The 23,696-nt window shown below is 67.1% G+C and carries 18 protein-coding genes; 12 read left to right on the top strand and 6 right to left on the bottom strand.

All coding sequences use genetic code 11. The features are described 5' to 3' along the window. Positions 1-38: 38 nt before the first annotated feature. From pobA to mdoH, 5 genes are all read left to right on the top strand, one after another. The gene (gene pobA / locus U9J33_RS15275) at positions 39-1,208 is read left to right on the top strand and encodes a 4-hydroxybenzoate 3-monooxygenase (protein WP_324696469.1); all 1,170 of its coding nucleotides are present in this window, start codon (positions 39-41) and stop codon (positions 1,206-1,208) included. A 278-nt stretch (positions 1,209-1,486) separates the two neighbouring features. Beyond that, complete coding sequence (locus U9J33_RS15270; protein ID WP_324696467.1) at positions 1,487-2,731, top strand: TolC family protein; 1,245 nt, start codon at positions 1,487-1,489, stop codon at positions 2,729-2,731. After that, complete coding sequence (locus U9J33_RS15265) at positions 2,724-3,899, top strand: efflux RND transporter periplasmic adaptor subunit (RefSeq protein WP_185996839.1); 1,176 nt, start codon at positions 2,724-2,726, stop codon at positions 3,897-3,899. The genes U9J33_RS15270 and U9J33_RS15265 overlap by 8 nt, the downstream gene beginning before the upstream one ends. A gap of 126 nt (positions 3,900-4,025) precedes the next feature. After that, complete coding sequence (locus tag U9J33_RS15260) at positions 4,026-5,561, top strand: glucan biosynthesis protein (protein ID WP_324696465.1); 1,536 nt, start codon at positions 4,026-4,028, stop codon at positions 5,559-5,561. Further along, positions 5,558-7,378 (top strand): glucans biosynthesis glucosyltransferase MdoH, encoded by a 1,821-nt coding sequence (gene mdoH, locus U9J33_RS15255; protein ID WP_054436339.1) that lies wholly within the window; start codon positions 5,558-5,560, stop codon positions 7,376-7,378. The genes U9J33_RS15260 and mdoH overlap by 4 nt, the downstream gene beginning before the upstream one ends. A 12-nt stretch (positions 7,379-7,390) precedes the next feature. On the opposite strand, the gene U9J33_RS15250 is transcribed toward mdoH, so the two are convergent. Then, positions 7,391-8,278 (bottom strand): LysR substrate-binding domain-containing protein, encoded by an 888-nt coding sequence (locus tag U9J33_RS15250; protein ID WP_185996842.1) that lies wholly within the window; start codon positions 8,276-8,278, stop codon positions 7,391-7,393. Positions 8,279-8,373: 95 nt separating this feature from the next. Between U9J33_RS15250 and U9J33_RS15245 the strand changes: the two genes are divergently transcribed. Further along, positions 8,374-9,486, top strand: coding sequence for an S-(hydroxymethyl)glutathione dehydrogenase/class III alcohol dehydrogenase (locus U9J33_RS15245; protein ID WP_324696461.1), 1,113 nt, complete (start codon positions 8,374-8,376; stop codon positions 9,484-9,486). Continuing rightward, complete coding sequence (gene fghA / locus U9J33_RS15240) at positions 9,486-10,316, top strand: S-formylglutathione hydrolase (RefSeq protein WP_185996844.1); 831 nt, start codon at positions 9,486-9,488, stop codon at positions 10,314-10,316. The genes U9J33_RS15245 and fghA overlap by 1 nt, the downstream gene beginning before the upstream one ends. A gap of 190 nt (positions 10,317-10,506) precedes the next feature. On the opposite strand, the gene U9J33_RS15235 is transcribed toward fghA, so the two are convergent. From U9J33_RS15235 to U9J33_RS15225, 3 genes are all read right to left on the bottom strand, one after another. Next, complete coding sequence (locus U9J33_RS15235) at positions 10,507-11,382, bottom strand: amidohydrolase family protein (protein WP_185996845.1); 876 nt, start codon at positions 11,380-11,382, stop codon at positions 10,507-10,509. After that, positions 11,375-12,049 carry a 4-carboxy-4-hydroxy-2-oxoadipate aldolase/oxaloacetate decarboxylase gene (gene ligK, locus U9J33_RS15230; RefSeq protein ID WP_185996846.1) on the bottom strand — a complete coding sequence of 225 codons (675 nt, stop codon included), beginning with the start codon at positions 12,047-12,049 and terminating at the stop codon, positions 11,375-11,377. Before ligK ends, U9J33_RS15235 begins: the two co-directional genes overlap by 8 nt. 89 nt (positions 12,050-12,138) lie before the next feature. Beyond that, positions 12,139-12,558 carry a group II truncated hemoglobin gene (locus U9J33_RS15225; RefSeq protein WP_185996847.1) on the bottom strand — a complete coding sequence of 140 codons (420 nt, stop codon included), beginning with the start codon at positions 12,556-12,558 and terminating at the stop codon, positions 12,139-12,141. A 294-nt stretch (positions 12,559-12,852) separates the two neighbouring features. On the opposite strand from U9J33_RS15225, the gene U9J33_RS15220 reads away from it, so the two are divergent. From U9J33_RS15220 to U9J33_RS15200, 5 genes are all read left to right on the top strand, one after another. Beyond that, positions 12,853-14,325 (top strand): PLP-dependent aminotransferase family protein, encoded by a 1,473-nt coding sequence (locus U9J33_RS15220; protein ID WP_185996848.1) that lies wholly within the window; start codon positions 12,853-12,855, stop codon positions 14,323-14,325. Positions 14,326-14,429: 104 nt separating this feature from the next. After that, the gene (locus U9J33_RS15215) at positions 14,430-16,106 is read left to right on the top strand and encodes an amidohydrolase (RefSeq protein WP_324696458.1); all 1,677 of its coding nucleotides are present in this window, start codon (positions 14,430-14,432) and stop codon (positions 16,104-16,106) included. A gap of 46 nt (positions 16,107-16,152) precedes the next feature. Then, on the top strand, positions 16,153-17,106 hold the full coding sequence (locus U9J33_RS15210; RefSeq protein WP_324696456.1) for an alpha/beta hydrolase: 954 nt from the start codon (positions 16,153-16,155) through the stop codon (positions 17,104-17,106). Positions 17,107-17,318: 212 nt separating this feature from the next. Beyond that, positions 17,319-18,941 carry an NAD(P)/FAD-dependent oxidoreductase gene (locus tag U9J33_RS15205; RefSeq protein WP_324696454.1) on the top strand — a complete coding sequence of 541 codons (1,623 nt, stop codon included), beginning with the start codon at positions 17,319-17,321 and terminating at the stop codon, positions 18,939-18,941. Next, positions 18,938-20,146 (top strand): NAD(P)/FAD-dependent oxidoreductase, encoded by a 1,209-nt coding sequence (locus U9J33_RS15200; protein ID WP_324696452.1) that lies wholly within the window; start codon positions 18,938-18,940, stop codon positions 20,144-20,146. The genes U9J33_RS15205 and U9J33_RS15200 overlap by 4 nt, the downstream gene beginning before the upstream one ends. 4 nt (positions 20,147-20,150) lie before the next feature. On the opposite strand, the gene U9J33_RS15195 is transcribed toward U9J33_RS15200, so the two are convergent. Beyond that, positions 20,151-21,932, bottom strand: coding sequence for a hypothetical protein (locus U9J33_RS15195; protein WP_324696450.1), 1,782 nt, complete (start codon positions 21,930-21,932; stop codon positions 20,151-20,153). Beyond that, positions 21,929-23,635, bottom strand: a complete 1,707-nt coding sequence (locus U9J33_RS15190) for a molecular chaperone HscC (RefSeq protein ID WP_324696448.1) — start codon at positions 23,633-23,635, stop codon at positions 21,929-21,931. The genes U9J33_RS15195 and U9J33_RS15190 overlap by 4 nt, the downstream gene beginning before the upstream one ends. Between the last annotated feature and the right edge of the window lie 61 nt (positions 23,636-23,696).

The raw sequence follows: 23,696 nt of genomic DNA, 5'->3' as shown, positions 1-23,696 counted from the left end.
GCGAGAGCCCGCAGGTCTGAAATTGGGAGAATGCGAACATGCGCACTCAAGTCGCCATCGTCGGGGCCGGCCCGGCCGGACTTTTGCTCGGACACCTGCTGCGTGCCGAGGGCATCGACTGTGTCGTCGTCGAGCGGCAGACCGGCGAATATGTCCTCTCCCGCATCCGCGCCGGCGTGCTCGAACAGGGCACCGTCGCACTGATGGAGCGCCTCGGCCTCGATGCCCGGATGAAAGCCGAAGGGCTGCCGCATGACGGGTTCAACCTGGCCGACGGCGAACGCCTGATCCGCATCGACATCAAGGCGCTGACCGGCAAGCAGGTCATGGTTTACGGGCAGACCGAACTCACGCGCGACCTGATGGAAGCGAGCGAGGAACGCGGCCTCGAAGTGATCTACCAGGCCGTCGATGTCGCCCTGCACGATATCGAGAGCGACGCGCCTTTCGTGACGTACGCGAAGGACGGCACGGAGCACCGCATCGACGCGCGCTTCATCGTCGGCTGCGACGGTTTCCACGGTCCCTCGCGCGCGGCGATCCCGGCCAGCGTCGGCCAGACTTTCGAGCGCGTCTATCCCTTCGGCTGGCTCGGCATCCTGGCCGATGTGCCGCCGTGCAATCACGAACTGATCTATGCGCACCACGAACGCGGCTTCGCGCTCGCCTCGCAGCGCAGCCACACGCGCAGCCGCTATTATATCGACGTGCCGCTGACCGAGAAGCTGGAGGACTGGAGCGACGAGCGCATCTGGGACGAACTCTCGATCCGCCTCGGCCCCGATGCCGCCGCGCACATCACGCGCGGCCCTTCCATCGAAAAGTCGATCGCGCCGCTGCGCTCCTTCGTGTTCGAGCCGATGCGGCACGGCAGCCTGCTCCTCTGCGGCGATTCCGCGCATATCGTGCCGCCCACCGGCGCCAAGGGCCTCAACCTTGCCGCCAGCGACGTCTACTACGCCTGCGAGGCGCTCGGCGCGTTCTTCAAGGCGGGCGACAACGACGCCGTGGCGGGCTACTCGGCCAAGGCGCTGCGCCGGGTCTGGGCTTCTGAACGGTTCAGCTGGTCGCTCACCAAGCTCATGCACCGCTTCCCCGACGATGGCCCCTTCGAGCGCCGGATGCAGCTTGCCGAGCTCGACTATATCGCATCGAGCGAACACGCCCGGCGGGTGATCGCCGAGAACTACGTGGGGCTTCCGGTCTAGGTCGTAAACTGGCGGAGCCCCTGCTCGCCGGCCCACGCCGCCTGACCGCGAAGCATTTCGACAACTCTCTTCCGTCCCGTGCGTTCGGTTCCCGAAGCCGAATGCACGGGAGGATGGGACGTTCGATGTATTACGGTCTGGCCAGCGGGAAAACGGGCGCCGAAAGGGATGTTCCGGCCTGCGGCGGCGATGGGGTTTTACCCCGAACTGCAAGAAGTTGGTGCCTTCGCATACGCAGCACGATTGCCTCAGCGAACATTGCTGCTATCGCAGCCAACGTGCGAAACCATGCTGTCATAAGCCGCGCGGGCGGCCCGCTCGTACTGGCGCTGGCCGGTGCGCTGCCCCGTTCGTTGCCCCGTGCCCTGGCCGCTACGGTGCCACTTGCGCTGGCCGCCTGCGCCACGCCGCAGGCGCCCGAAGTTCACGCCAGCCTGTCGCTGGCGCCCCCCGTGGAAGCGCCGACCGATGGGGACTGGTGGAAATCGGCAGGCGATCCGCTGCTCGCGAACCTCGTGGAGCGGGGCCTTGCCGCAGATGGCGATCTGGCCTGCCGGGCCGCGCGGCTTCACCAGCAGGAGGAAAGCGACGCGGCGGCTTCGCGGCGGCTTGCCGGGAAGGTCCGCGCGCTGGTGGGCAAGGACGAGGCGCCCGAGCGTGACGCTGCCCGCTCCGCCTGGGCCTATGCCTATGCGCAGGCCCGCGCCGACCGCGCCAGCGAAGTGGCGCAGGCCTATGTGCAGGTCCGCAGGCTCCAGCTGATCCTCGTGCTGCGGACAGAGCGGCTCGACCAGTTCCGCGACAATGCGGTGATCGCCGAGTTCCGCCGCCAGGCCGGGCTCGTCACCGCGATCGACGGCGGGCTGGGCAACAGCATGGCCGGCGTGGTCGATGCCGATGTCGCTTCCACGCGCGCCCGCTTCGATGCCGCGCGCGCCGCGCTTGCGGCGATGACCGGGATGGACGGCGATGCCCTGCTGACCGCGCTCGGCGAAAGCGCCGAGATTCCCGCTTTCCCGCCGGGCACCGCGCCCGCCCCCGATGCTCCGCTTCACCGGGCGGACCTCATGGCCCTGCGCAGCCGCCTCGAATCCAGCCTTGCGCACGAAAAGGTGACGCAGGAGCAGCTCGACGCGGCGCGTGCCGACCCGGATGGCGCGGCCGTGCCGCCGTCCTTGCGGGAGGCGATTCGCAAGCTCGACAAGACGCAGGCCGATGCCCGCGCCGAGATCGCGTCCGCGCGTCAGGCGCTTGCCGCATTCGGCCCCCGAGAAGCCGCGCTGGCCGATGCGGCCGCGCAGGCGAAGCGCGCGGTTACCGATGCGCGCGCGGCCTATCGCGCCGGTTTCGGCGATTTCGCCACGCTCTACGTCACCGAGGCGGCAGCACTGGCCGCCGAAGAGGCGCGGGTTTCGCTCCATGCCGACCGCGCGGCGGCGGTGATTCGCCTGCACAGGCTGGAAGGCGCGGGCTGGTCCGCCGCCGACCTCGAACCGCCGGTGGGGGGCGCGGCCTGTGACTGAAGCCGAAACGGGCGTACTCGATACATTCCTGGGCGCGGGCAACCGGCGCGGGCGGGGGCACAAGCTCAGCCTCGCGCTGCTGGCGCTGGCGGTGATCGCCTCGATCTTCCTGCTGATGCGGTTCCTGGGCGGCACCGATTCTCCTTATTACACCGCCCTGGTCGAACGCGGCGACGTGACGCCGCTGGTGTCCGAGCGAGGCACCGTCCACGGCAGCGGCGAAGTCGTGCTGGCGGCGGCGCTGGACGGCACCGTCACGGCGGAAGGCGTTCCGGCCGGCGGCAAGGTGGAGGAAGGGCAAGTCCTTGCCACCATCGACGCCGAGCCCCTGCGCAGCACGCTCGCCGCGGACCGTGCGCTGGTGTCCGCCGCCGAATCCGACCTTGCGGCCGCCCGCGCCGCGCGCGAGGAGGCGGCGGCCAAGCTCGGCCGGTTCGAGGATGTCTGGCGGCGCTCCGGCCACCGGGTTCCCGCGATCAACGAACTCGAAGGTGCGCGCGGCGCCGTGGAACGTGCCGGCCGCGAGGTTTCCGCCGCCGAAGCCCGGCTTTCCGCCGCAAGAAGCAGCCTGAAGGCCGATAGCGAGAAGCTGGCCTCCGCCGTGGTCCGCGCGCCGTTCTCGGGCTTCGTGGTCGATCGCAACATCAGCAACGGCCAGCGCGTCCGCACCGGGATGCGCCTGTTCACGCTGGCGGCCAGCGACGAGACGCTGGAGATCGAGGTCCCGCTGGCCAAGGCCGGCAATGCCGAGATCGGCACCGGCACGGTCGCGCGGGTGCGGCTGGATGCGATGCCGGACGAAGCGCAGCAGGCCACGCTGGCGCGCGTGCTGGTAGACCGCGCCGATGCGCCGGGTTCGCGCCGCGCGGCGTTCACGCTGGAAAATCCGGCGCAGACCGTTCGCCCCGGCATGGCCGCCACGGTCGAGATCGCCCTGCCGCCGCGCAAGGGCGTGATGCTGGTGCCCGATGCCGCGCTGACCTTCGAACCGGAAAACTCGGCTGATCGCAGCAGGGCGCGCATTTATCTCGTTTCGGCGGACGGAGAGCCGCGCCGGGTCTATGTTGCGACCGGCGCGGGCGATGGCAAGCGCACCGAAGTCATCGCGAACGACCTCAAGCCTGGCGACGAGGTCATCATCGGATGGCGCAACCCGCCTGCTCGCTGAGACTGCCCGACTCCCCGAAATCGCCGGCAAGACCGCGCGCCGGGGGCTGCACAACAGAAGGACCTTCACGACGCGGACGAAACTTTGCTTTCGTCCAAGCGTATTGACCGCATGAAGCGAATTAACATGAGGGACGCAGGCACGATCGCGACCGAGGTCGCAAACAGATCGATCGCCCGGCGCGAATTTTCCGGACTTGTGGCCGCGCTCGCCGGTTTCGTGGCCCTGCCGCCGATGGCGCGGGCCGCGGCGCAGCCCCGCTTCGCCCCCGCGCGTCCGTTTTCGTGGGACGTTCTGGTCCAGCAGGCGCGCGCTCTGGCCGCACGGCCATGGGCGGAGCCGCAAGTCTCGCCCCATGCGGTTGCCGATTTCGATGCGGTGGGCAAGCTCACATATGGCCCGGCACAGGCGCTCGGCGGCGATGTCAGGCTGTTTCCCACGGCGCGGGGAACATCGCCCCATGCGGTGACGCTGCATCTGGTGGAGAACGGCTCCGCGCGGCAACTCGTCGATGCGCGCGGGTTGTTCGTGGGCGGCAAGCAGGCCGATCCCGCAGGTTTCCGCGTCATGACGCAGGACCAGCATTCGGACTGGCTGGCCTTCCTCGGCGCTTCCTATTTCCGCTCCTCCGGTTCGCGCGACCAGTACGGGCTTTCCGCGCGCGGCATCGCGGTGGACACCGCCTTGCCCAAGGCCGAGGAATTCCCCGCCTTCACCGAATTCTGGATCGAGAATCTCGGGCCTGACCGGGTGCGCATCCATGCCCTGCTCGACGGGCCGAGCGTGACGGGCGCCTATGCCTTCGATTGCCGCAAGGGCACCGCGGGGGTGACGCAGGACGTTCGCGCGGCGCTGTTCTTCCGCCGCGATGTCGAGCGGCTGGGCGCCGCGCCGATCACCAGCATGTTCTGGTACGATCAGTCCGATTCCGCCAAGCGCGCGGACTGGCGCCCGGAAATCCACGATTCCGACGGGCTCGCCATATGGACCGGCAGCGGGGAGCGCATCTGGGTGCCGCTGTCCAACCCCGCGGCGAACCGCACGAATGCCTTGCGGGCGGACCATGTGAAGGGCTTCGGCCTGCTGCAGCGCGACCAGGCGTTCGACCACTATCAGGACGACGGCGCCTTCTACGACCGCCGCCCCTCGCTCTGGGTGGAGCCGCAGGGGGACTGGGGCGCGGGCACGGTCATGCTCTACCGCATGCCCACGGGCAGCGAGACGCAGGACAACGTGGCCGCCTTCTGGGTTTCCGACCAGCCGGCGAAGGCGGGGCAGGGCCGCGAATTCGCCTATCGCCTCACCTGGACCTCCCAGGATCCGACGGCGGGCACGGCGGCGCGCTGCGTCGATAGCTGGCAGGGCGCGGCGGGGCGGCCCGGCGACGAGCCCGTCTCGCAGGAGGCGCGCAAGTTCGTGTTCGATTTCGATGGTCCCGCGCTCAGGGGCCTTGGCCGCGACAGCGGCGTGACCGCGGCGACCAACCTGCCGCCCAAGGCCCTGCTTCACGCCGCCGCCTATCCGGTGGCGGGGCAGGACGGGCGCTGGCGGGTCACGCTCGACGTGCGGCCTGCGGCCGTGCCCTCGCCTGAATTCAGGCTCTATCTGAAGCGCGGGGATCAGGCGCTCAGCGAAACGGTAATACAGGGAGTCCAGCCATGAACCGCGCCTTGAGCCCGCTTCCGCCCGAAGCGCCGCTGGCCATGCCGGTGCAGGATCTGGACGGCATCGCGCCGGGCACCATCGCCGTTGCCACCAGTCCGCACGGGATGCTGGTGAAGCGCCTGCTGCTGATCGCGCTGACCGCGATGATCGGCCTTGCCGCCTCCAGCGAAGTGCGTTTCGCCTTCTCGCGCGATGGGCTCGACGCGATCGAGGTGATCCTGCTGCTGTTCTTCGTGCCGCTGTTCTGCTGGATCTCGTTCGGCTTCGTCACCGCGACGATCGGCTTCCTCCAGCTCATCAGCGGCAAGCATCCCGGCTTTACCGCGATCCCCAGCCCGGCATCCTCGCTGCGGCATCGCACCGCCGTGCTCATGCCGGTCTATAACGAGAGCGTCGAGGCCACGTTCGGCCGCGTGCGGGCGATGACCAATTCGATTGCGGCTTCGGGCGCGGCGGAGTGGATCGACTTCTTCGTGCTCAGCGATTCCAACGCCTTCCACGGCAAGCGCGAGGAAGCCGCCTGGCGCGAACTCGCCGCCGAGGCGCCGATCGCGCTCTATTACCGCCGCCGAGAGAAGAACATCGCGCGCAAGCCCGGCAATATCGCCGAATGGGTCCAGCGCTTCGGCGGCGCTTACGAGAACATGCTGATCCTCGATGCGGACTCGCTGATGAGCGGCGATGCCATCGTCGGCATGGCCGCGATCATGGAGGAGCGCCCCTCGATCGGCCTGCTCCAGACCGTGCCGATGATCATCAACGCCAAGACGGTGTTCCAGCGCTGGATGCGCTTCGCCAGCGAGGCCTACGGGCCGATCGCCTCGGCGGGGCTGCTCTGGTGGTCGGGCGCGGAATCGAACTTCTGGGGCCACAACGCCATCGTCCGCACGCGCGCCTTCGCCGAAGCCTGCGGCTTGCCCGAACTGCCGGGCAAGGCGCCGTTCGGCGGGCACATCCTCAGCCATGACATGCTGGAATCCGCGCTCCTGCGCCGCCGGGGCTGGGCCGTCCACATGGTCATGATCGACGGCAGCTACGAGGAATTCCCGCCCACCATCGTCGATCACGCGATCCGTGACCGGCGCTGGATGCAGGGCAACCTCCAGCACTTGCGCCTGCTCGATGCATCGGGCCTGCACTGGGTGAGCCGCCTGCACCTGCTGATCGGCGCATCGGCCTATCTCACCTCGCCGGGCTGGCTGCTGCTGCTGCTGACGTCCATCGCGCAGGCCGCGGCCAGCAAGGGCGGCCAGCTTCTGGGCGTGGGCACCCCGCCGAGCGTGCTGTGGCTTACCGTGCTGCTGCTGTTCGGTCCCAAGCTGATGGGGACCATCTGGGTTCTGGCCGACGGGACGCGCCGCCGCAGCTTCGGCGGCTTCGGCGGCGTCCTGCGCTCGGTTGCGCTGGAAGTGCCGCTGGCGATCCTGCTGGCGCCGGTGACGATGGTGATGCAGGTCAAGGCGCTGTTCGGCCTTGCGCTGGGCATTCCGGCGCACTGGAACACGCAGGAGCGCGACGCCCGCCGCATTTCGGTGCGCGAAGTGCTGCCCGACCTCAAGGAGCACATCGCGCTCGGCCTCGTCTTTGCGGCCACGGCATTCATCGATCCGGTGACGGCGCTGTGGCTTTCGCCGCTGACGCTGGGCCTGCTCGCCTCGCCCTGGCTCATCAGCCTGACGTCGAGCCAGCAGCTTGGCGAACGGGCGGAGCGCCACGGCTGCTTCGCCGTTCCCGCTTCGACGATCGACGATCCGGTCGAACACGCCAACGACGATATTCAGGAGGGCGGCACGCCCCCGCTGGTCATCGGGTAGTCTGCACCTGGGTCAGGCGCTGGCTTCGGCCAGCCTTGCGGGCAGCTGCGCGCGCAAGTGCGCCACCAGCGCGCTGACTTTGGGGGAGAGGTGCCGGCGCTGCGGATAGACCGCCCAGATCGGCTCTTCTTCCGGCGCCAGCGCCGCCAGCACCGGCTCCAGTCTTCCGGCGGCCACACGGTCGCCTAAATAGAACGCCGGTAGCTGGCAAATGCCCATCCCCGCCAGCGCCGCTTCCAGCAGGGCATTGCCGCTGTTGCAGCGCCAGCGTCCTTGCGGGCGAAAGGTCCGGCCGCCCCGGAAATGCCACTGCGCGGCCGAGCCGACGAGGCATTCGTGGCGGGAAAGGTCGGCGATATCGGAAGGACGCCCCCGCGCGTCGAGGTAGGCGGGCGAGGCCAGCGTCACCAATGTCCGTGAGGCGACGCGGGTGGCCACCAGCCGCGAGTCCTCCAGATGGCCGGTGCGGATCGCCAGATCGTAGCCATCGGCGATCAGGTCCACCAGCGAGTTGTCGAGGTCCAGCGTCACCGAGATCGCCGGATAGGCCTGCGACAGTTCGCGCACCAGCGGCGCCACGAACTTCTCGCCCAGCGCATAGGAACAGGTGACGCGCAAATGCCCGCGCGGCTCGCCTTGCGAGGTGATGGCGGCGATGGCCTCGTCCCGTTCCTCGATCAGGCGGCGGCAGGTTTCGAGGAATATCTGCCCCGTCTCGGTCAGCCGCAGCGAGCGCGTGGTGCGGTGAAGCAGTTGCACCTGCAGGCGCGCCTCCAGCCGCGCCAGCGCCCGGCTCATGTGCGTAACCGAAGCGCCGTAGGCCTCGGCCGCCTGCGTGAAGCTGCCGAGGCGCGCCACGATCACGAACTCCTCGATACCGTCCCACTGGCCGAGCATCATTGTCCCCGTATGGTGATAATCCTTTTCAGAACGGCCGCTTTATCACAGCAGGGCGCGGTCCTACAAAGGCCTTCAGAATTTCAGGAGCATACCCCATGAAGACCCGCGCCGCCGTCGCCTTCGAGGCCAAGAAGCCGCTCGAAATCGTCGAACTCGACCTTCAAGGCCCCAAGGCGGGCGAGGTTCTGGTCGAGATCATGGCGACCGGCATCTGCCATACCGATGCCTACACGCTGGACGGTTTCGACAGCGAGGGCATCTTCCCCAGCGTGCTCGGCCATGAAGGCGCGGGCGTGGTGCGCGAAGTGGGCGCGGGCGTCACCTCGGTGGTGCCGGGCGATCACGTGATCCCGCTCTACACCCCGGAATGCCGCCAGTGTAAGTCGTGCCTTTCGGGCAAGACCAACCTCTGCACCGCGATCCGCGCCACGCAGGGGAAGGGCCTGATGCCGGACGGCACCACGCGCTTTTCCTACAAGGGCCAGCCGATCTACCACTACATGGGCTGCTCGACCTTCTCGAACTTCACCGTTCTGCCCGAGATCGCCGTCGCCAAGATCCGTGAGGACGCGCCGTTCCAGTCCTCTTGCTACATCGGTTGCGGCGTCACCACCGGCGTCGGCGCGGTCATCAACACCGCCAAGGTGCAGGTGGGCGACAACGTGGTGGTCTTCGGCCTTGGCGGCATCGGCCTCAACGTGATCCAGGGCGCGCGCCTTGCCGGGGCGAACAAGATCATCGGCGTGGACATCAACCCCGACCGCGAGGAATGGGGCCGCCGCTTCGGCATGACCGACTTCCTCAATACCAAGGGCATGAGCCGCGAGGACGTGGTCGCCAAGATTGTGCTGATGACCGACGGCGGTGCGGACTACACCTTCGACGCCACCGGCAACACCGAAGTGATGCGCACCGCGTTGGAAGCCTGCCATCGCGGCTGGGGCACCTCGATCGTGATCGGCGTGGCCGAAGCGGGCAAGACCATCGAGACGCGCCCGTTCCAGCTCGTCACCGGCCGCAACTGGCGCGGCACCGCGTTCGGCGGCGCCAAGGGCCGTACCGACGTGCCCAAGATCGTCGACATGTACATGACCGGCAAGATCGAGATCGACCCGATGATCACCCACGTCATGGGCCTGGAAGAGATCAATACCGCGTTCGACCTGATGCACGAGGGCAAGTCGATCCGTTCGGTCGTCGTCTTCTGATGGAGACGGTTTCGACCAACCGGGCGTTCGGCGGGGTGCAGGGTGTCTACACCCACGCCTCCGCCGAAACCGGCACACCGATGACCTTTTCGGTCTTCGTGCCGGATCATGCGCCGGGCACGAAGCTGCCGGTGTTGTGGTTCCTCTCGGGGCTGACCTGCACCCACGCCAACGTCACCGAAAAGGGCGAGTTCCGCCGCGCCTGCGCCGAGCATGGCGTGATCCTCGTCGCGCCGGACACCTCTCCGCGCGGCGACGATGTGCCGGACGACGAAGGCTACGACTTCGGCAAGGGCGCGGGCTTCTACGTCGATGCGACGCAGGAACCCTGGAGCGCGAACTTCCGCATGCGCTCCTACATCGAGACCGAGCTTCCCGCCGTGATCGCCGAGCACTTCCCCGCCGACATGGCGCGGCAGGGGATTACCGGCCACTCGATGGGCGGCCACGGCGCGCTGACGATCGCGCTGCGCGATCCGTCGCGCTTCCGCTCGGTCAGCGCCTTTGCACCGATCGTGTCGCCGCTCAATTGCCCATGGGGCGAGAAGGCGCTGACCGGCTATATCGGCGGGGACCGCTCGGCATGGCGCGAATACGACGCCTGCGCACTGATCGAGGACGGCGCGCGGCTGCCGGACCTGCTGGTGGATCAGGGCACGGCCGACGGCTTCCTTGAAGGCCAGCTCAAGACGCATCTGCTGGAGGAGGCTTGCGCCAGGGCGGGCCAGCCTGCGACGATCCGGATGCAGGAGGGCTACGACCACTCCTACTACTTTATCTCGACGTTCATGGCCGAGCATGTCGGCTGGCACGCGGAAAGGTTGAAGTAGAAGAGGAAGACCCGGGGGATGATCCCCCGGACCCTCGGAATGTCGACCTTGCGCGCGCAGATGCCTCGTGCACTCCCTGCGCCGCAGGCTTTTTATGTCTCCCGATGCAATCGGCGCGCCAACCGCGAGTGCGGGGCGCGCCGAGAAAGTCGGGGGTGCAGGGGCGACGGCCCCTGCTTTTCCCTTTATCTTAAAGCTCTTCCGGCCAGTAAAGCCGCATCGGATTGGTCACGAGCAGCTTCTGCTGAAGCTCCACCGTGGGCGCGATGCGGGGGATCATGTCAACGAGGTGGCCGTCGTCCGGGATGTTGTCCTGCATGTTCGGGTGCGGCCAGTCGGTGCCCCAGATCACGCGGTCCGGATAGTCCGCCACCAGCGGCGCGACTGCTTCGGCGAACTTGTCCCACGGGTCATTCGTCGGGTCGAGACGGTCGGGGCAGGTGGCCTTGAACCAGATGTCGTCCCGGCTTTCGAGCAGCGTGCGGAACGCCTTCATGTCCGCGCCGTCCGGCCCCTGCGTCACGTCCGGGCGGCCCATGTGGTCGATCACGACCGGCACCGGGATCGCGGCGATGAAGGCACGCATTTCCTCGAGGATATCGGCCTCGAAGTAGATCACCACGTGCCAGCCTTCGGGCAGGCGGCCGGCGACTTCGAGGAACTTGTCCTTCGGCGCATCGTCCACAAGGCGCTTCAGGAAGTTGAAGCGGATGCCGCGAATGCCGCCTTCATGCAGCTTCGCGAGGTCCGCGTCCGAGATCGCCGGATCGACCACGGCCACGCCGCGCGCCTTTCCGTCCGACCTGGCGATGGCGTCCAGCGTCGCGGCATTGTCGGTGCCGTGGCAGCTTGCCTGCACGATCACGTTGCGGGCGAAGCCCAGGTGATCGCGCAGGGCGAAGAGCTTGTCCGGCCCGGCGTCCTCGGGAAGGTACTTGGCCTTGGCGCTGAACGGGAACTGCGCCATCGGGCCGAAGACGTGGCAATGCGCGTCAATGGCGCCGGCGGGCGGCGTGTAGAGCGGTTTGCTCGGGGCCGCGTGCCACGAGGTGATCCGCTCAGACATACTTGAGGCCTTCTTTTTCGAGGCGCTCGCGCATCTTGTACATGTCGAGGCCGAGCACGCCTGCGGCCAGCTTCTCGCGCTTTTCGCCTTCGTTGGCTTCGCGGGCCTGCGCGGCGGCGAGCACTTCGGCGGCCTTTTCCCGGGGGACCACGACCACGCCGTCATCGTCGGCCACGATCACGTCGCCGGGATTCACGGCGGCATTGGCGCAGACCACCGGCACGTTGACCGAGCCGAGCGTGTTCTTGACGGTGCCCTGTGCGTGGATCGCCTTGGACCAAACCGGGAATTCCATCTCGGTAAGATCGCGCACGTCGCGCACGCCGGCGTCGATGATCAGGCCGCGGCAGCCGCGCGCGATGGCGCTGGTGGCCAGCAGGTCGCCGAAATAGCCGTCCTCGCAGGGGCTGGTGGGGGCAAGGAGCAGCACGTCGCCTTCCTTGAGCTGCTCGATGGCGACATGGACCATCCAGTTGTCACCCGGAGGGGCGCTGATGGTCACGGCCGAACCGGCAATGCGGGCACCGCGATAGATCGGCGTCATGTAGCTGGCGAGAAGGCCGGTGCGACCCTGGGCTTCATGGACGGTTGCGACGCCGCACTTGGCGAGGCCGTCGATCACGGCGGGGTCGGCCCGCTCGATGTTCTGGACGACGATACCACTCATCACGTGCTCTCCTGCATTATCGAAATTTCAGGCCGTCATTCTAGGCCCGGCGCCGCAGGAAAGGCGAAGGGGATTGCCCTGAGAGGCGATTAGTTCTGGCTAATCGTGGTTTCGGCGGCGGGTTCGTCGGGGACGTTGCGCATCCAGTCGGCAAGGCGGGCCATGGCATCGTCGATGGCGCTTCTTGCTGCTTCGTCGGCCACGGTCTGCGCCAGCGCCCCGCGCATGCACAGCAGCCATGCATCGCGCGCGGCGGAATCGATCGGCACGCGCATATGGCGCTGGCGCATGCGGGGATGGCCGCGCACCGGAGAGAACAGCGCCGGGCCGCCGAGCCATTCGGAAAGGTAGTCCTTCAGCACCTGGCCAAGCGGGGCAAGGTCCTGCGGATGCATGGCGCGGATGGTGCGCGCTGCATCGAGTTCGTCCATGCGGGCATAGAAGCTGTCGACAAGGGCATCGATGGTCGGCGCGCCGCCGATCCGGTCGTAAAGCGTGGTCTCGGTCATGGCGCTTGTCCTTTGGACAGGCAGGCGCGGCAGGCAAGCGGGAAATGAGGCGCTTCTGGCACCCTCTGCGGCGTTCTACCCCTTCTCTGTCGCTCTCTGTCAGGTGCATTTTGCAGGAGATTCAGGGCTTAAGTGATGGATTGAATGATTTTTCCAGATCCTCATGCGTTTTGGGTAACGGCTCCGTAATGGCGCAGTGGTCCGTAAAAATGCCTGTATTGGAAAATTCCCATGGTCCATCGCGGAATGGGATGTTAGCGAAGGAACCTCCTTACGAGGAAGGCGAAAACGAACATGCTGCGTCCCTGGCAGGTCACTCTCGGCGAACGTATCGATCCCGAGCGCGGAACGCCGATCTATATGCAGATCATCCATGCGCTCATCCGGGATATCGAGACCGGGCGGCTCGCTTCGGGCACATACCTGCCGAGCAGCCGCGAACTGGCGGGGGCGCTCGGCGTCAATCGCAAGACCGTGGTGCTCGCCTATGAGGACCTGATCGCGCAGGGCTGGCTTTCCACTGAGGGGACGCGCGGCACCGTGGTTTCGCGCTCGCTGCCCAGCAGCCAGTCGCCGGAAGCGGCGGCTGCCGAGGGCGGGCAGGAAGCGGATCGGCGGTTCGAGCAGACGCATTACCGCTTTTCCGAACCGCCCGAGAGGCCGCTGGCGCTGCCCGGCGGCAAGGGCATCAAGCTGGACGAAGGCGCGCCAGACGGGCGGATTTTCCCGGCAGACCAGCTTGCCCGCGCCTATCGCTCGGCGATCAGCCGCGCCTCGCGCGCCAATCGCCTGCAATACCGCGATCCGCGCGGTTCCGAACTGCTGCGGGAACAGATCGCCGAGATGCTGCGCAGCCAGCGCGGACTGCCCGTGACCCCGGCCAATATCTGCATCACCAGGGGCAGCCAGAACGGCCTGTTCCTCGCGCTTCAGGTGCTGATCGAACCGGGCGATGCGGTGATCGTGGAGGAACTGACCTATGAGCCCGCCGTCGCCGCGATCCGCGCTTTGGGCGGCAAGGTGATCCCGGTGGGGCTAGACGACGAGGGGATCGACGTGGGCGAGGTCGAGGCGATGTGCCGCCGCCACTCGGTGCGCGCGGTGTTCCTGACGCCGCACCATCAGTTCCCCACCACGATCGCGCTTCGCCCGGAACGGCGGCTGCAATTGCTTGAAATCGCAAGACAGTTTGGTGTCGCGATCATCGAGGACGATTACGACCACGAATTTCATTTCCAGTCTCAGCCGCTGTTGCCGATGGCGGGCTATGCGCCGGGGCAGGTGCTTTATCTGGGGTCGATGTCGAAACTGCTGCTGCCGGCGCTGCGCATCGGCTTCCTTGCTGCGCCCGAAGCGGTGATCGACGCCGTGGCGCACCGGGTCTCGCTGACCGACGGCATGGGCAATACCGTTACCGAGGAAACCGCCGCCGAACTCATCCGCAACGGTGAACTGCGCCGCCATGCCCGCAAGGCGTGGCGTGTCTATTCCGAACGCCGCCAGTCCTTCGCGGCCTTGCTTGACGCGCATCTCGGCGAACATGTCGATTTCGCGGTCCCGGACGGCGGGCTTGCGTTCTGGGTGAAGTTCCGCGGCGATCTCGACCGGATGGAGGAGCGCGCACGGGCGCAGGGCCTGCGTTTCGCCAGCTACCGCTCGTTCATGGCGCGCGATACCGCGCCGCGGGGGCTGCGGCTCGGCTTCGCCAGTCTCAACGATACGGAAGCGACAAGGGCGATCACCGCGCTGGCGGAGGCTGCGCGGTAGGGAGGCGGACTGGACCCGTCGGGTTTTTTCGAATTGGCCGTTTCGGGCTCCACCGCGCCCGCTCATGTTCGGAAGAAGACTTCCACCACCCGACGGGACGCAAGATGACAGCACTAAACCGCCGAAACTTCATCACCCGCACCGCCGGCGCCGCAGCGGCCGGGCTTTTCTATAGGCAGGCGGCGTGGGCGCGGGGCGTTCCGGTGGATACGATCTACACCAACGGCCGCATCTGGACGGGCGAGGGGCGCGAGATATTCACAGACGCCATCGGCCTCGTCGGCTCGCGCGTGGTGGCGCTGGGGGCAGAGGCCACGCGGAGCCTCGCGGACAAGCGGACGCGGGTCGTCGATCTTGGCGGAGCGTTCGTCACGCCCGGCTTTACCGATTGCCACGTCCACTTCACCATGGGCTCGGCCACGATCGGCCAGCCTTCTCTTCGAGAGGCGCACAATCGCGAGGCTTTCGTGAAAGTGATTGCCGACGCGGCCAAGGCGATGCCGGCGGGGGAATGGCTGCTCGGCGGCAACTGGGACAACGATTCCTGGGGCGGCGAACTGCCGAGCCGCGACTGGTTCGATACGGTGAGCCAGCAGACGCCCGTCGCCGTGGTCCGCTACGACTTGCATATGATCGTGCTGAATTCGTTGGCGCTCAGGATGCTGAACCTCGGCGAGGATACGCCCGATGTGGCCGGCGGCGTGATCGTTCGAGACGGCAAGGGCCGCCTTACCGGCGTGTTCAAGGACGCCGCCAAGGACATGGTGATCGAGCGCATTCCGCGCCCCACCGACGCGCAGATCGATGCAACGAACCGCCGGGGCATCCAGCTTGCCCTGTCAAAGGGGGTGACGCAGGTTCACGAGACCGGGATCGACTGGAACACCTTCGAATCCGCGCGCCGGATGCGGGTTTCTGGCAATCTGCCGTTCCGCTTCTATGCGATGACCCCGCTCAAGGACTGGCAGAAGCTCGACGCGATCATCAAGGCGGAGGGGCGCGGTGATGAATTCGTGCGCTGGGGCGGTTGCAAGGTCGTGTTCGACGGGTCGCTCGGCTCGCGCACGGCGCTGTTCTACGAGCCTTATCTCGACGATCCCAAGACGCGGGGCATCACGGTGACCGATCCTGACGAGATGCGATCGCTCATGCTGGCGGCGGATGCTGCGGGCCTCCAGATCGCCACGCATGCCATCGGGGACCGCGCCAATGACATGGTGCTCGATTTCTGGGCGGAGGTGGCCAGGGTAAATGGCCCGCGCGATCGGCGGGGGCGCATCGAACATGCACAGCATCTCAACCCCGCATCCATCGGCCGTTTCGCCGAACAGGGAGTGATCGCCTCGGTCCAGCCGTTCCATGCCGTGGACGACGGCCGCTGGGCGGTGCGCCGCATCGGCCCGGAACGGCTCAAGACCACATATGCTTTCGAATCGCTCATCAGGAGCGGCGCGCATGTCTCGTTCGGTTCGGACTGGCCGGTGGCGCCGATCGATCCGCTGACCGGGCTCAAAGCGGCGGTGCTGCGCCAGACGCTCGACGGGGCCAATCCGAACGGCTGGTATCCCGAACAGAAGGTCGAGATTCATGACGCGCTGCTCGCCTATACGCGCGGCGCTGCTTTCGCCGGACGATCGGAGGCAGACACCGGCACGCTCTCGCCGGGGAGACTGGCGGACTTCGTGATCTGGGACCGCGACCTGGCCGCAATCGATCCGGCCGATCTGGACAAGGCCAAGGTCGTTTCGACCCACCTTGGCGGAACGAAAGTCTACGGCTGAAACGCTTCGATCTTCCCGGATTTCCGTCTCGGTTGCGCAGGATTCGATGGCACGGTTTCCCAATGACGATGTCGATCCCGAAATCCGGTCATGGCTGACCGCGATGTTCGCCGCCTCGGCGGCCCTCGGCTCGCGGCCGGGGATTTCGGTCTCCGAGCGCCGTGCGATTGCCGAACGGCAGCGGGAGCCATGGCGAGCGGGCGGCCCGGCGATGGCCGCCGCGGATGAGTTCCATGTCGGAGCCTCCGGCGTGCGAATCCGCATTCACCGGCCCTCCGTCGAAGCGAACCTGCCCGTGCTCGTCTACCTTCACGGCGGCGGATGGACCCTGTTCAGCATCGACACCCATGACCGGCTGATGCGGGAATATGCAGGCCGAGCCGGCTGCGCGGTGCTGGGCATCGATTATCCGCTGGCGCCGGAGCAGCGCTTCCCTTGCGCCATCGAGGCGATCACGGAGGTACTGGACTGGCTTGCCGGTGCAGGGGCGGCGCACGGCCTGGACCCGGCGCGTTATGCACTGGGCGGAGACAGTGCGGGCGCGAATCTCGCGGTTGCCGCAGCCCTGCGCCGCAGGACCGTCGGGGCCGTGATGCCGCTTGGCCTTCTGCTCAATTATGGCGCTTGGGACGGCACCTGGACAGGAAGCTATCGCCGTTATGGGGATGGCGATCGCTACATGCTCACCGGGCCGGAGATGGACGAATTCTGGGCGAGCTATCTCGGCCAGGAGCCGGTTGACGATCCGCTCGCCCGGCCGCTTCATGCAGAGCTTGGGGGGCTTGCGCCTTCATGGCTCTGCGTAGCCGAATGCGATGTGCTGCTTGACGAGAACCTTGAGATGGCGGCGCGACTCGCGAAAGCAGGCGTGGCGACCGAACTGCGCGTCTATCCGGGCGCCACGCATAGCTTTCTTGAGGCCGTTTCCGTTTCGGGTCTTGCCGATCGGGCGATTGGCGAGGCTTCGCAATGGCTTGCGGGAATTCTCGCCGAAAGGTGATCGACAAGGCGCGCGCTTTTGGGGTGAACCGCCCGGGAAGGTGAACTCTCCCTCACTGCTGCGTTCCGGTTCATGGGCACATCGCCGGGGCGAGGGCGCGTTGTGAGCCGTTGGGGATTTTCTTTCCGCTTCAAGCGGGTTTGCCATAACGGCACCCCGGCGGTCCCGCAAAGCCGTGGCGTCCTGGACCGAACGGGTATAAGGGCCCGCGAATGTTACGCTTGTCCGACCTTACCATGCCGCTCGACCATGCCCCTGAGGAACTCGACGCCGCCGTCTGCGCGCGGCTGGGGATCGAACCCGGCGCTCTCGAGCGCGTCACGGTGGTGCGCCGCGGTAATGACGCGCGGCGCAAGAACGCGATCAAGCTGGTCTACACGCTGGACGTGCTGGTGAAGGACGAGGCCAAAGTGCTGGCGGCGCATCATGGCGACCAGCACGTGCGCCCGACGCCGGATACGTCATACAAGTTCGTCGCCCATGCGCCGGAAGGCTTCGATGGCCCGCGACCGGTGGTGATCGGCGCCGGTCCCTGCGGACTGCTGGCCGCACTTGTGCTTGCACAGATGGGCTTCAGGCCGATCATCGTCGAGCGCGGCAAGGCCGTGCGCGAGCGGACGAAGGATACCTGGGGGCTCTGGCGCCGCTCGGTGCTCGATACCGAGAGCAACGTGCAGTTCGGCGAGGGCGGAGCGGGCACGTTTTCCGACGGCAAGCTCTACAGCCGCATCAAGGACAGTCGCCACCTCGGCCGCAAGGTGCTGACCGAATTCGTCAAGGCCGGTGCGCCGGACGACATCCTTACCGAGGCCCACCCGCATATCGGCACGTTCCGTCTCGTCACCATGGTGATGTCGATGCGCGAGACGATCGAGCAACTTGGCGGCGAATACCGTTTCGGCACCCGCGTCGATGATTTCGAGGTCGCGCAGGGTGAGGACGGCGAGCGCCGCATCACCGGCCTGCATCTCTCCAACGGAGAATTCCTGCCCGCCACCCACGTCATCATGGCGGTGGGCCATTCCGCGCGTGACACTTTCGAGGTGCTGCACGGCCGCGGCGTCCATATCGAGGCCAAGCCTTTCGCGATCGGCGTGCGCATCGAGCATCCGCAGAGCTGGATCGACACGGCGCGTTATGGCGACAACGCGGGCAACAAGATCCTTGGTCCTGCCGCCTATTCGATCGCGCACAAGGCTTCGAACGGGCGCACAGTCTACAGTTTCTGCATGTGTCCGGGCGGGCGGGTCGTGGCGGCGGCAAGCGAGCCGGGCCGCGTCGTCACCAACGGCATGAGCCAGTATTCGCGCGCCGAGTTCAATGCCAATTCCGGCCTCGTGGTCGATATCGATCCGGACAAGGACTACCCCGGCGATCCGTTGGCGGGCATCGCCTTCCAGCGCAAGTTCGAGGAACTGGCCTACAAGGCCGGCGGTGAAAACTACAAGGCGCCCGGCCAGAAGCTGGGCGATTTCCTGGCCGACCGGCCTTCGAGCGAGTTCGGCGAAGTTATTCCGAGCTATCAGCCCGGTGTCCACCTGACCGAACTCAAGCAGTGCCTGCCCGATTTCGTGGTGGATGCGATCCGCGAGGCGCTGCCGGTGTTCGGCCGACAGGTGCCGGGTTACGATCACCCCGACGTGGTGATGACGGGCGTGGAAACGCGCACGTCATCGCCGGTTCGGATCACGCGCGGCAAGGACCTGCAGAGCCTCAATACGCGGGGGCTTTACCCTGCGGGCGAAGGGGCGGGCTACGCCGGGGGCATCCTCTCGGCTGCGGTTGACGGCATCCGCGTGGCCGAAGCGCTCGCGCTGGAACTGGCGCCGGCATGACGGCATCCACGGCGGGCATCGTGCCATACGATGTCATCGTTCTCGGCGCCGGCGCGGCCGGGCTGTTCTGCGCGGCGACGGCCGGACAGCGCGGCAAGCGCGTGCTGCTGCTCGACCATGCCGATCAGCCGGGCAAGAAGATCCTGATCTCGGGCGGCGGGCGCTGCAACTTCACCAACGTTCACACTGCGCCCGACCGCTACCTTTCGGGCAATCCTCACTTCGCGAAATCCGCGCTCAGCCGTTATACTGCGGCCGATTTCATTGCGCTGGTCGATGCCTATGGCATCGCCTGGCACGAAAAGACGCTGGGTCAACTGTTCTGCGACGGTTCGGCCAGGCAGATCGTGGCGATGTTGCTGGAGGAATGCGCCAAGGGCGGCGTCGCGGTGAACTGCGGCGATGCGCTTGGTGAAATCGATCATGCCGACGGGCTCTACCGCGTCGCTTTCGGCGAGCGCATGGCGACGGCCCCGGCGCTCGTGATCGCGACCGGGGGGCCTTCGATCCCGAAAATGGGCGCGACCGGGATCGCCTATGACCTGGCCCGCAAGTTCGGGCTCAAGGTTGTCCAGCCGCGCCCCGCCCTGGTGCCGTTGACGCTTTCGGGCGACGAGGCCTTGTTCCGCGAGTTGTCCGGCGTGTCGACCGAGGTCGTCGCGCGCATAGACGGCAAGGCGGGCGGCAAGGCCGCGTTCCGCGAGGCGGCGCTGTTTACGCACCGCGGGCTCTCCGGCCCGGCCATCCTCCAGATATCGAGCTACTGGCAGCGCGGACAGACCGTGACGACGCAGTTCCTGCCGGACCGGGGCGAAGGCTGGCTGAGGGACGCCAAGCGCGATCGCCCGCGCACGGCACTCCGCAAGGTGCTGGGCGAAGGACTGCCGGAACGGCTGGTGGATGTGCTGTGCGAAAGGCTCGGCCTGAACGGCGAACTCGGCGCCATGTCCGACAAGGCGCTCGCGGCGGCCGAAGCGAAGCTGGCGCGCTGGCCGTTCGTGCCGGACGGTTCGGAAGGCTTCGCCAAGGCGGAAGTTACCGCTGGTGGCATCGATACCGGCGGCATCTCCTCCAAGACGATGGAGGCTCGCAAGGTTCCGGGGCTATATGTGATCGGCGAGGCTGCTGACGTGACGGGCTGGCTTGGCGGCTACAATTTCCAATGGGCCTGGGCCAGCGCGCGGGCAGCGGGGTTGGCGGTCTGACGCTTCAGAGCGTCATCAGGATATCCCTGCGGTTCTTGCCCCGCCAGCCCAGCGTCTTGTCGAGCAGGGCGATGGTGACGGCGCAGCGGTTGGCATCGCTGCTCTTGCCTTGCATCGCTTCGGCGACCTCGCTCTGGCTGAGTTTGGTGGCTTTCATCACGTCTTCGATGAGCGTGCCGGGGACCATCGCGCTGTGCTGGTCGCTGGCCTTGGGCGCGCCGAGGGCATGGCTTTCTACCAGTTGCACGGCATAGTCGCGCTCCTTGCTGCGCAGTTCGGGCGAAACCTCCAATGAGTCTAGCCAGCCGGAGTTGCCCAGTTGGCGACAGGCGGATGCTCCCTGTTCGCGCGCCGCGCGAAGTTGGCCGAGGCGCAGCCGCATCGCCTTTTCGAACAAGTCGCCCGAAAGGTCCCTTCCGTTCCGGTAGCTGCGTTCGCGAACGATCGCGACGGCCTTGTCGATCAAGACCGGCTCTTCCTCGCCGGTCTTCACGCCGTTGCGGGCATTGGCGGTGAAGACTTGCGCCAGTTCCGGCTGGAACGTCTGGAGCCAGTTCATGTCGCGATCCTCGCCAAAGGCTTCCCTGATCGAAGCCTGGACGATCCGGGTAACGGCGCCGTCTCCGGGCACCGTTTCCGCTTCCTCGCCCTGAGCTTCCAGCGGGCTTGCGGCGGCGACCCGGTCCGGCCGCGAGGATGGGGAGTTCGAAGTCTGCGCGACGGCGAGCACGATGGCGAAGGCGATGAGGCCGAGGGCGACCAGAAGCCCGGTCATGAACGGATTGCCGCCCTCCCACGAGGCGACGCGTTCGGGAGCGAAATGCGATTCGAGCTCGGGGAAATTCTTGCGCACCCCGCGCAGCAGCGCGTCCACATCCCCCTGGCTCGGGCCGCTGAGCATGCGGAAAGGGCTTGCCTTGCCGGGACGGACAAGTTCGTTCCACGCCTTGTTGTAGCGATGGCCGGGTTGGAGGACGTTCTGCTGGAAGCGGTAGCCGCGCAGCCTTGCGCCAAGGAAAGCCACGCCGGCGCGCGCGTCATGGGCCGCCCATTCGCGCTCCCAGCCGAAAGCGGCATTGGCATCTTCCAGAAGCGGCGCGGAGCGCGGCCAGCCGCGTGCCAGGACTTCGGCCAGCCAGTCTTCTATCTGCTGCTGGCGCGTGACGTGGGACTGCGCCGCATCGTCGAGTATCTTGCGCAGGGCCCGCGTCGCCTGCCGGGCTTCGGTCTCGGTCAGGGGCTCTGCCGCGGTCTCGCTCTCGGGATCGAGAAGGATCGCGAGCCGTTCCGCCGGGCTTTCGCCGGGGCGCAGGCCAAGGGCATCGTCTGCTGCGTGATTGCCGGGGAGGAACGGGGCGGTGAAGGGATCGATCGTGGTGAGCGGAATGCCCGCGCCGCTCACGCCTTCCCGCGCGGCGGCTGCCGCCCAGGCCATGCGGCCAAGCATCGTCGAATCGTCCGGCTCGCCGGGACGGGCGGCCAGATCGGTACCCGTCTGCCATTCACCCGGAAGTTCCGGCGCGGCGTAAGTCCAGCGTGGAGGCGCCTCGGGCGAGGGGCCGAATTCCGGCTCCGCAGCGGTTTCGGCTTCCTCTTCCACCGGCGGGAGGTCGATGTTGCGGGCGAGGCGCAGGGCCAGGTCCCGGGCTTGCCGCAACTGAGCGAAGCCGGTGACATCCCTGTCCACATCCATCGCCTTCAGCCGCGCGGCATAGGCTTTGCGGATGGCTGCGCTATCGGAGGTCTTCTCGATGCCCAGGATCGACCAGGGCGCGCCGTCGCTCATAATGGCCCCGCGCTCTCGATTTCATCGAGCCGGGCGGCCAGCATCGTGCGGGCATCGGCAATGCGGCGCGGATCCTGCGTGTCGAGCGCACCGGCGAACTGGGTTATCCAATGGCCGATTGCCTGCCGCACCTCGCCGATGTGGTCTTCGTAGCAGCGTTCCGCGCGCGCCATCAGCGCCACGTTGCCTGCATCCTCGCGCGGATGGAACTTGAGCTTCGCGAGCGCGGCGCGGCGGCTTTCCAGTTCCCTGCGGTCCGGCCGGTCCTCTTCATCGACGATGACGAGATTGCGTTCGATGCCGCTCGCCGGCACGTGGACGTCGATCTCGAGCAGGCCGGAACTGTCGTAGGAAAAACGCACTTCCGCAGAGACTTCTCCGGCCGGGCGCGCCGGGACCGGGATCGTGATCTCGCCCAGCTTGACGTTGCCCTTCACCTCGCGCGCTTCGCCTTGATAGATGCCGAATTCCAGCTTCTTCTGGTTGTCTCCCAGGGTGGAGTAGACGTTCATGCGGCTGACCGGTACCGGCGTGTTGCGCTCGATCACCGGAGAGAAGAGCCCGCGCTGAAGGCCGCCGTAACCGTCCTGCTCGGCCACTTCCACGCCGAGGGTGAAGGGGCAGACGTCGGTAATGCGGATTTCGTCAAGCGCGGCATCGCGGCCTACCAGCGCGGCCTGCATCGCAGCGCCCAGCGCCACGGCATGGTCGGGGTGGACCGAGCTGTTGGGAAACCGGCCGAACAGGCGGGTGATCGCGCGGCGCACCACCGGCATGCGCGTGGCACCTCCCACCAGCACCACTTCGGACAGTTCGGCCGCATCGATCGCGCAGTCACGCAATGCGCGCACCACGGGTTCACGCAGGCGGCGCAGCAACGGCTCACAGGCCGCCTCGAACTCGGCTTCGGTCACGGTGGCGGCAAGGCGCTCCTCGCCGACGACCACGGCGAATTCGGCTTCGTTCGCGGAACTCAGCGTGCGGCGGCAGGCTTCGGCGGCGCGCTTGAGCAGTGCTTCGCGGTGTTCGGCCGAAAGCGATTCAAGCCGGTGCTCCGGATCGATGCGCGGCTTCATCAGGGAAGCCAACACCAGGTCGAAATCGTCGCCGCCAAGACGGTTGTCGCCCGCGGAAGCGCGGACCTCGACGATGCCGTCGAACATCTCGACGATGGAGACGTCGAACGTGCCGCCGCCGAGATCGAAGACCAGGAACGGTTCGCGGTCGCCCTTGTCCTGAAGGCCGAAGGCCAGCGCGGCGGCGGTCGGTTCGTTGATCAGGCGGCGCACGGTGAGGCCGGCCAGTTCGCCGGCGCGGCGCGTGGCCTTGCGCTGGCGGTCGTTGAAGTAGGCCGGTACGGTGATCACCGCCTCTGTCGGGCGCTGACCCATGAGGGCCTCGACATCGCTCACCAGCGCGCCGAGTACCAGCGCGGACAGGTCCTCCGCCCCGTAGTCCTTCCCGCCCAGCCGCGCGGTGCTGGCGGTGCCCATCAGGCGCTTGAAACTGCTGGCGGTATCCTGAGGCTGGTTCGCGAGCCTATCCAGCGCGGAGCGTCCGATCCATGCCTGCCCGCTTTTCTCGATGGAGACAGCCGAGGATGTGAGAAGTTCGCCGAGGGCGTTCGGGACGAGCGTGGCTTCGCCGTCGCGCCAGATCGCAACGGCACTGTTCGTCGTCCCCAGATCGATACCGATCAGCATGGCGCCATGCCGCTCACTTTCAGAGCCACCTGAAAATTTCCCCTCATTGTCGCACCTTGCC

Origin of the sequence: Novosphingobium sp. RL4 (assembly GCF_035658495.1) — a bacterium.
GTDB lineage: Bacteria > Pseudomonadota > Alphaproteobacteria > Sphingomonadales > Sphingomonadaceae > Novosphingobium.
Note: the sequence above shows the minus strand (reverse complement) of the source record. Positions and strands in the feature narration are given on the sequence as shown.

Bases quoted from the DNA above. Each gene is read 5' to 3' on its own strand.
- ligK (WP_185996846.1), bottom strand. From the start codon at position 12,049: ATGAGTGGTATCGTCGTCCAGAACATCGAGCGGGCCGACCCCGCCGTG.
- U9J33_RS15200 (WP_324696452.1), top strand. From the start codon at position 18,938: ATGACGGCATCCACGGCGGGCATCGTGCCATACGATGTCATCGTTCTC.
- U9J33_RS15195 (WP_324696450.1), bottom strand. From the start codon at position 21,932: ATGAGCGACGGCGCGCCCTGGTCGATCCTGGGCATCGAGAAGACCTCC.
- fghA (WP_185996844.1), top strand. From the start codon at position 9,486: ATGGAGACGGTTTCGACCAACCGGGCGTTCGGCGGGGTGCAGGGTGTC.
- U9J33_RS15215 (WP_324696458.1), top strand. From the start codon at position 14,430: ATGACAGCACTAAACCGCCGAAACTTCATCACCCGCACCGCCGGCGCC.
- U9J33_RS15225 (WP_185996847.1), bottom strand. From the start codon at position 12,558: ATGACCGAGACCACGCTTTACGACCGGATCGGCGGCGCGCCGACCATC.
- pobA (WP_324696469.1), top strand. From the start codon at position 39: ATGCGCACTCAAGTCGCCATCGTCGGGGCCGGCCCGGCCGGACTTTTG.
- U9J33_RS15190 (WP_324696448.1), bottom strand. From the start codon at position 23,635: ATGCTGATCGGTATCGATCTGGGGACGACGAACAGTGCCGTTGCGATC.
- mdoH (WP_054436339.1), top strand. From the start codon at position 5,558: ATGAACCGCGCCTTGAGCCCGCTTCCGCCCGAAGCGCCGCTGGCCATG.
- U9J33_RS15245 (WP_324696461.1), top strand. From the start codon at position 8,374: ATGAAGACCCGCGCCGCCGTCGCCTTCGAGGCCAAGAAGCCGCTCGAA.
- U9J33_RS15235 (WP_185996845.1), bottom strand. From the start codon at position 11,382: ATGTCTGAGCGGATCACCTCGTGGCACGCGGCCCCGAGCAAACCGCTC.
- U9J33_RS15260 (WP_324696465.1), top strand. From the start codon at position 4,026: ATGAGGGACGCAGGCACGATCGCGACCGAGGTCGCAAACAGATCGATC.
- U9J33_RS15210 (WP_324696456.1), top strand. From the start codon at position 16,153: ATGGCACGGTTTCCCAATGACGATGTCGATCCCGAAATCCGGTCATGG.
- U9J33_RS15205 (WP_324696454.1), top strand. From the start codon at position 17,319: ATGTTACGCTTGTCCGACCTTACCATGCCGCTCGACCATGCCCCTGAG.
- U9J33_RS15250 (WP_185996842.1), bottom strand. From the start codon at position 8,278: ATGATGCTCGGCCAGTGGGACGGTATCGAGGAGTTCGTGATCGTGGCG.
- U9J33_RS15220 (WP_185996848.1), top strand. From the start codon at position 12,853: ATGCTGCGTCCCTGGCAGGTCACTCTCGGCGAACGTATCGATCCCGAG.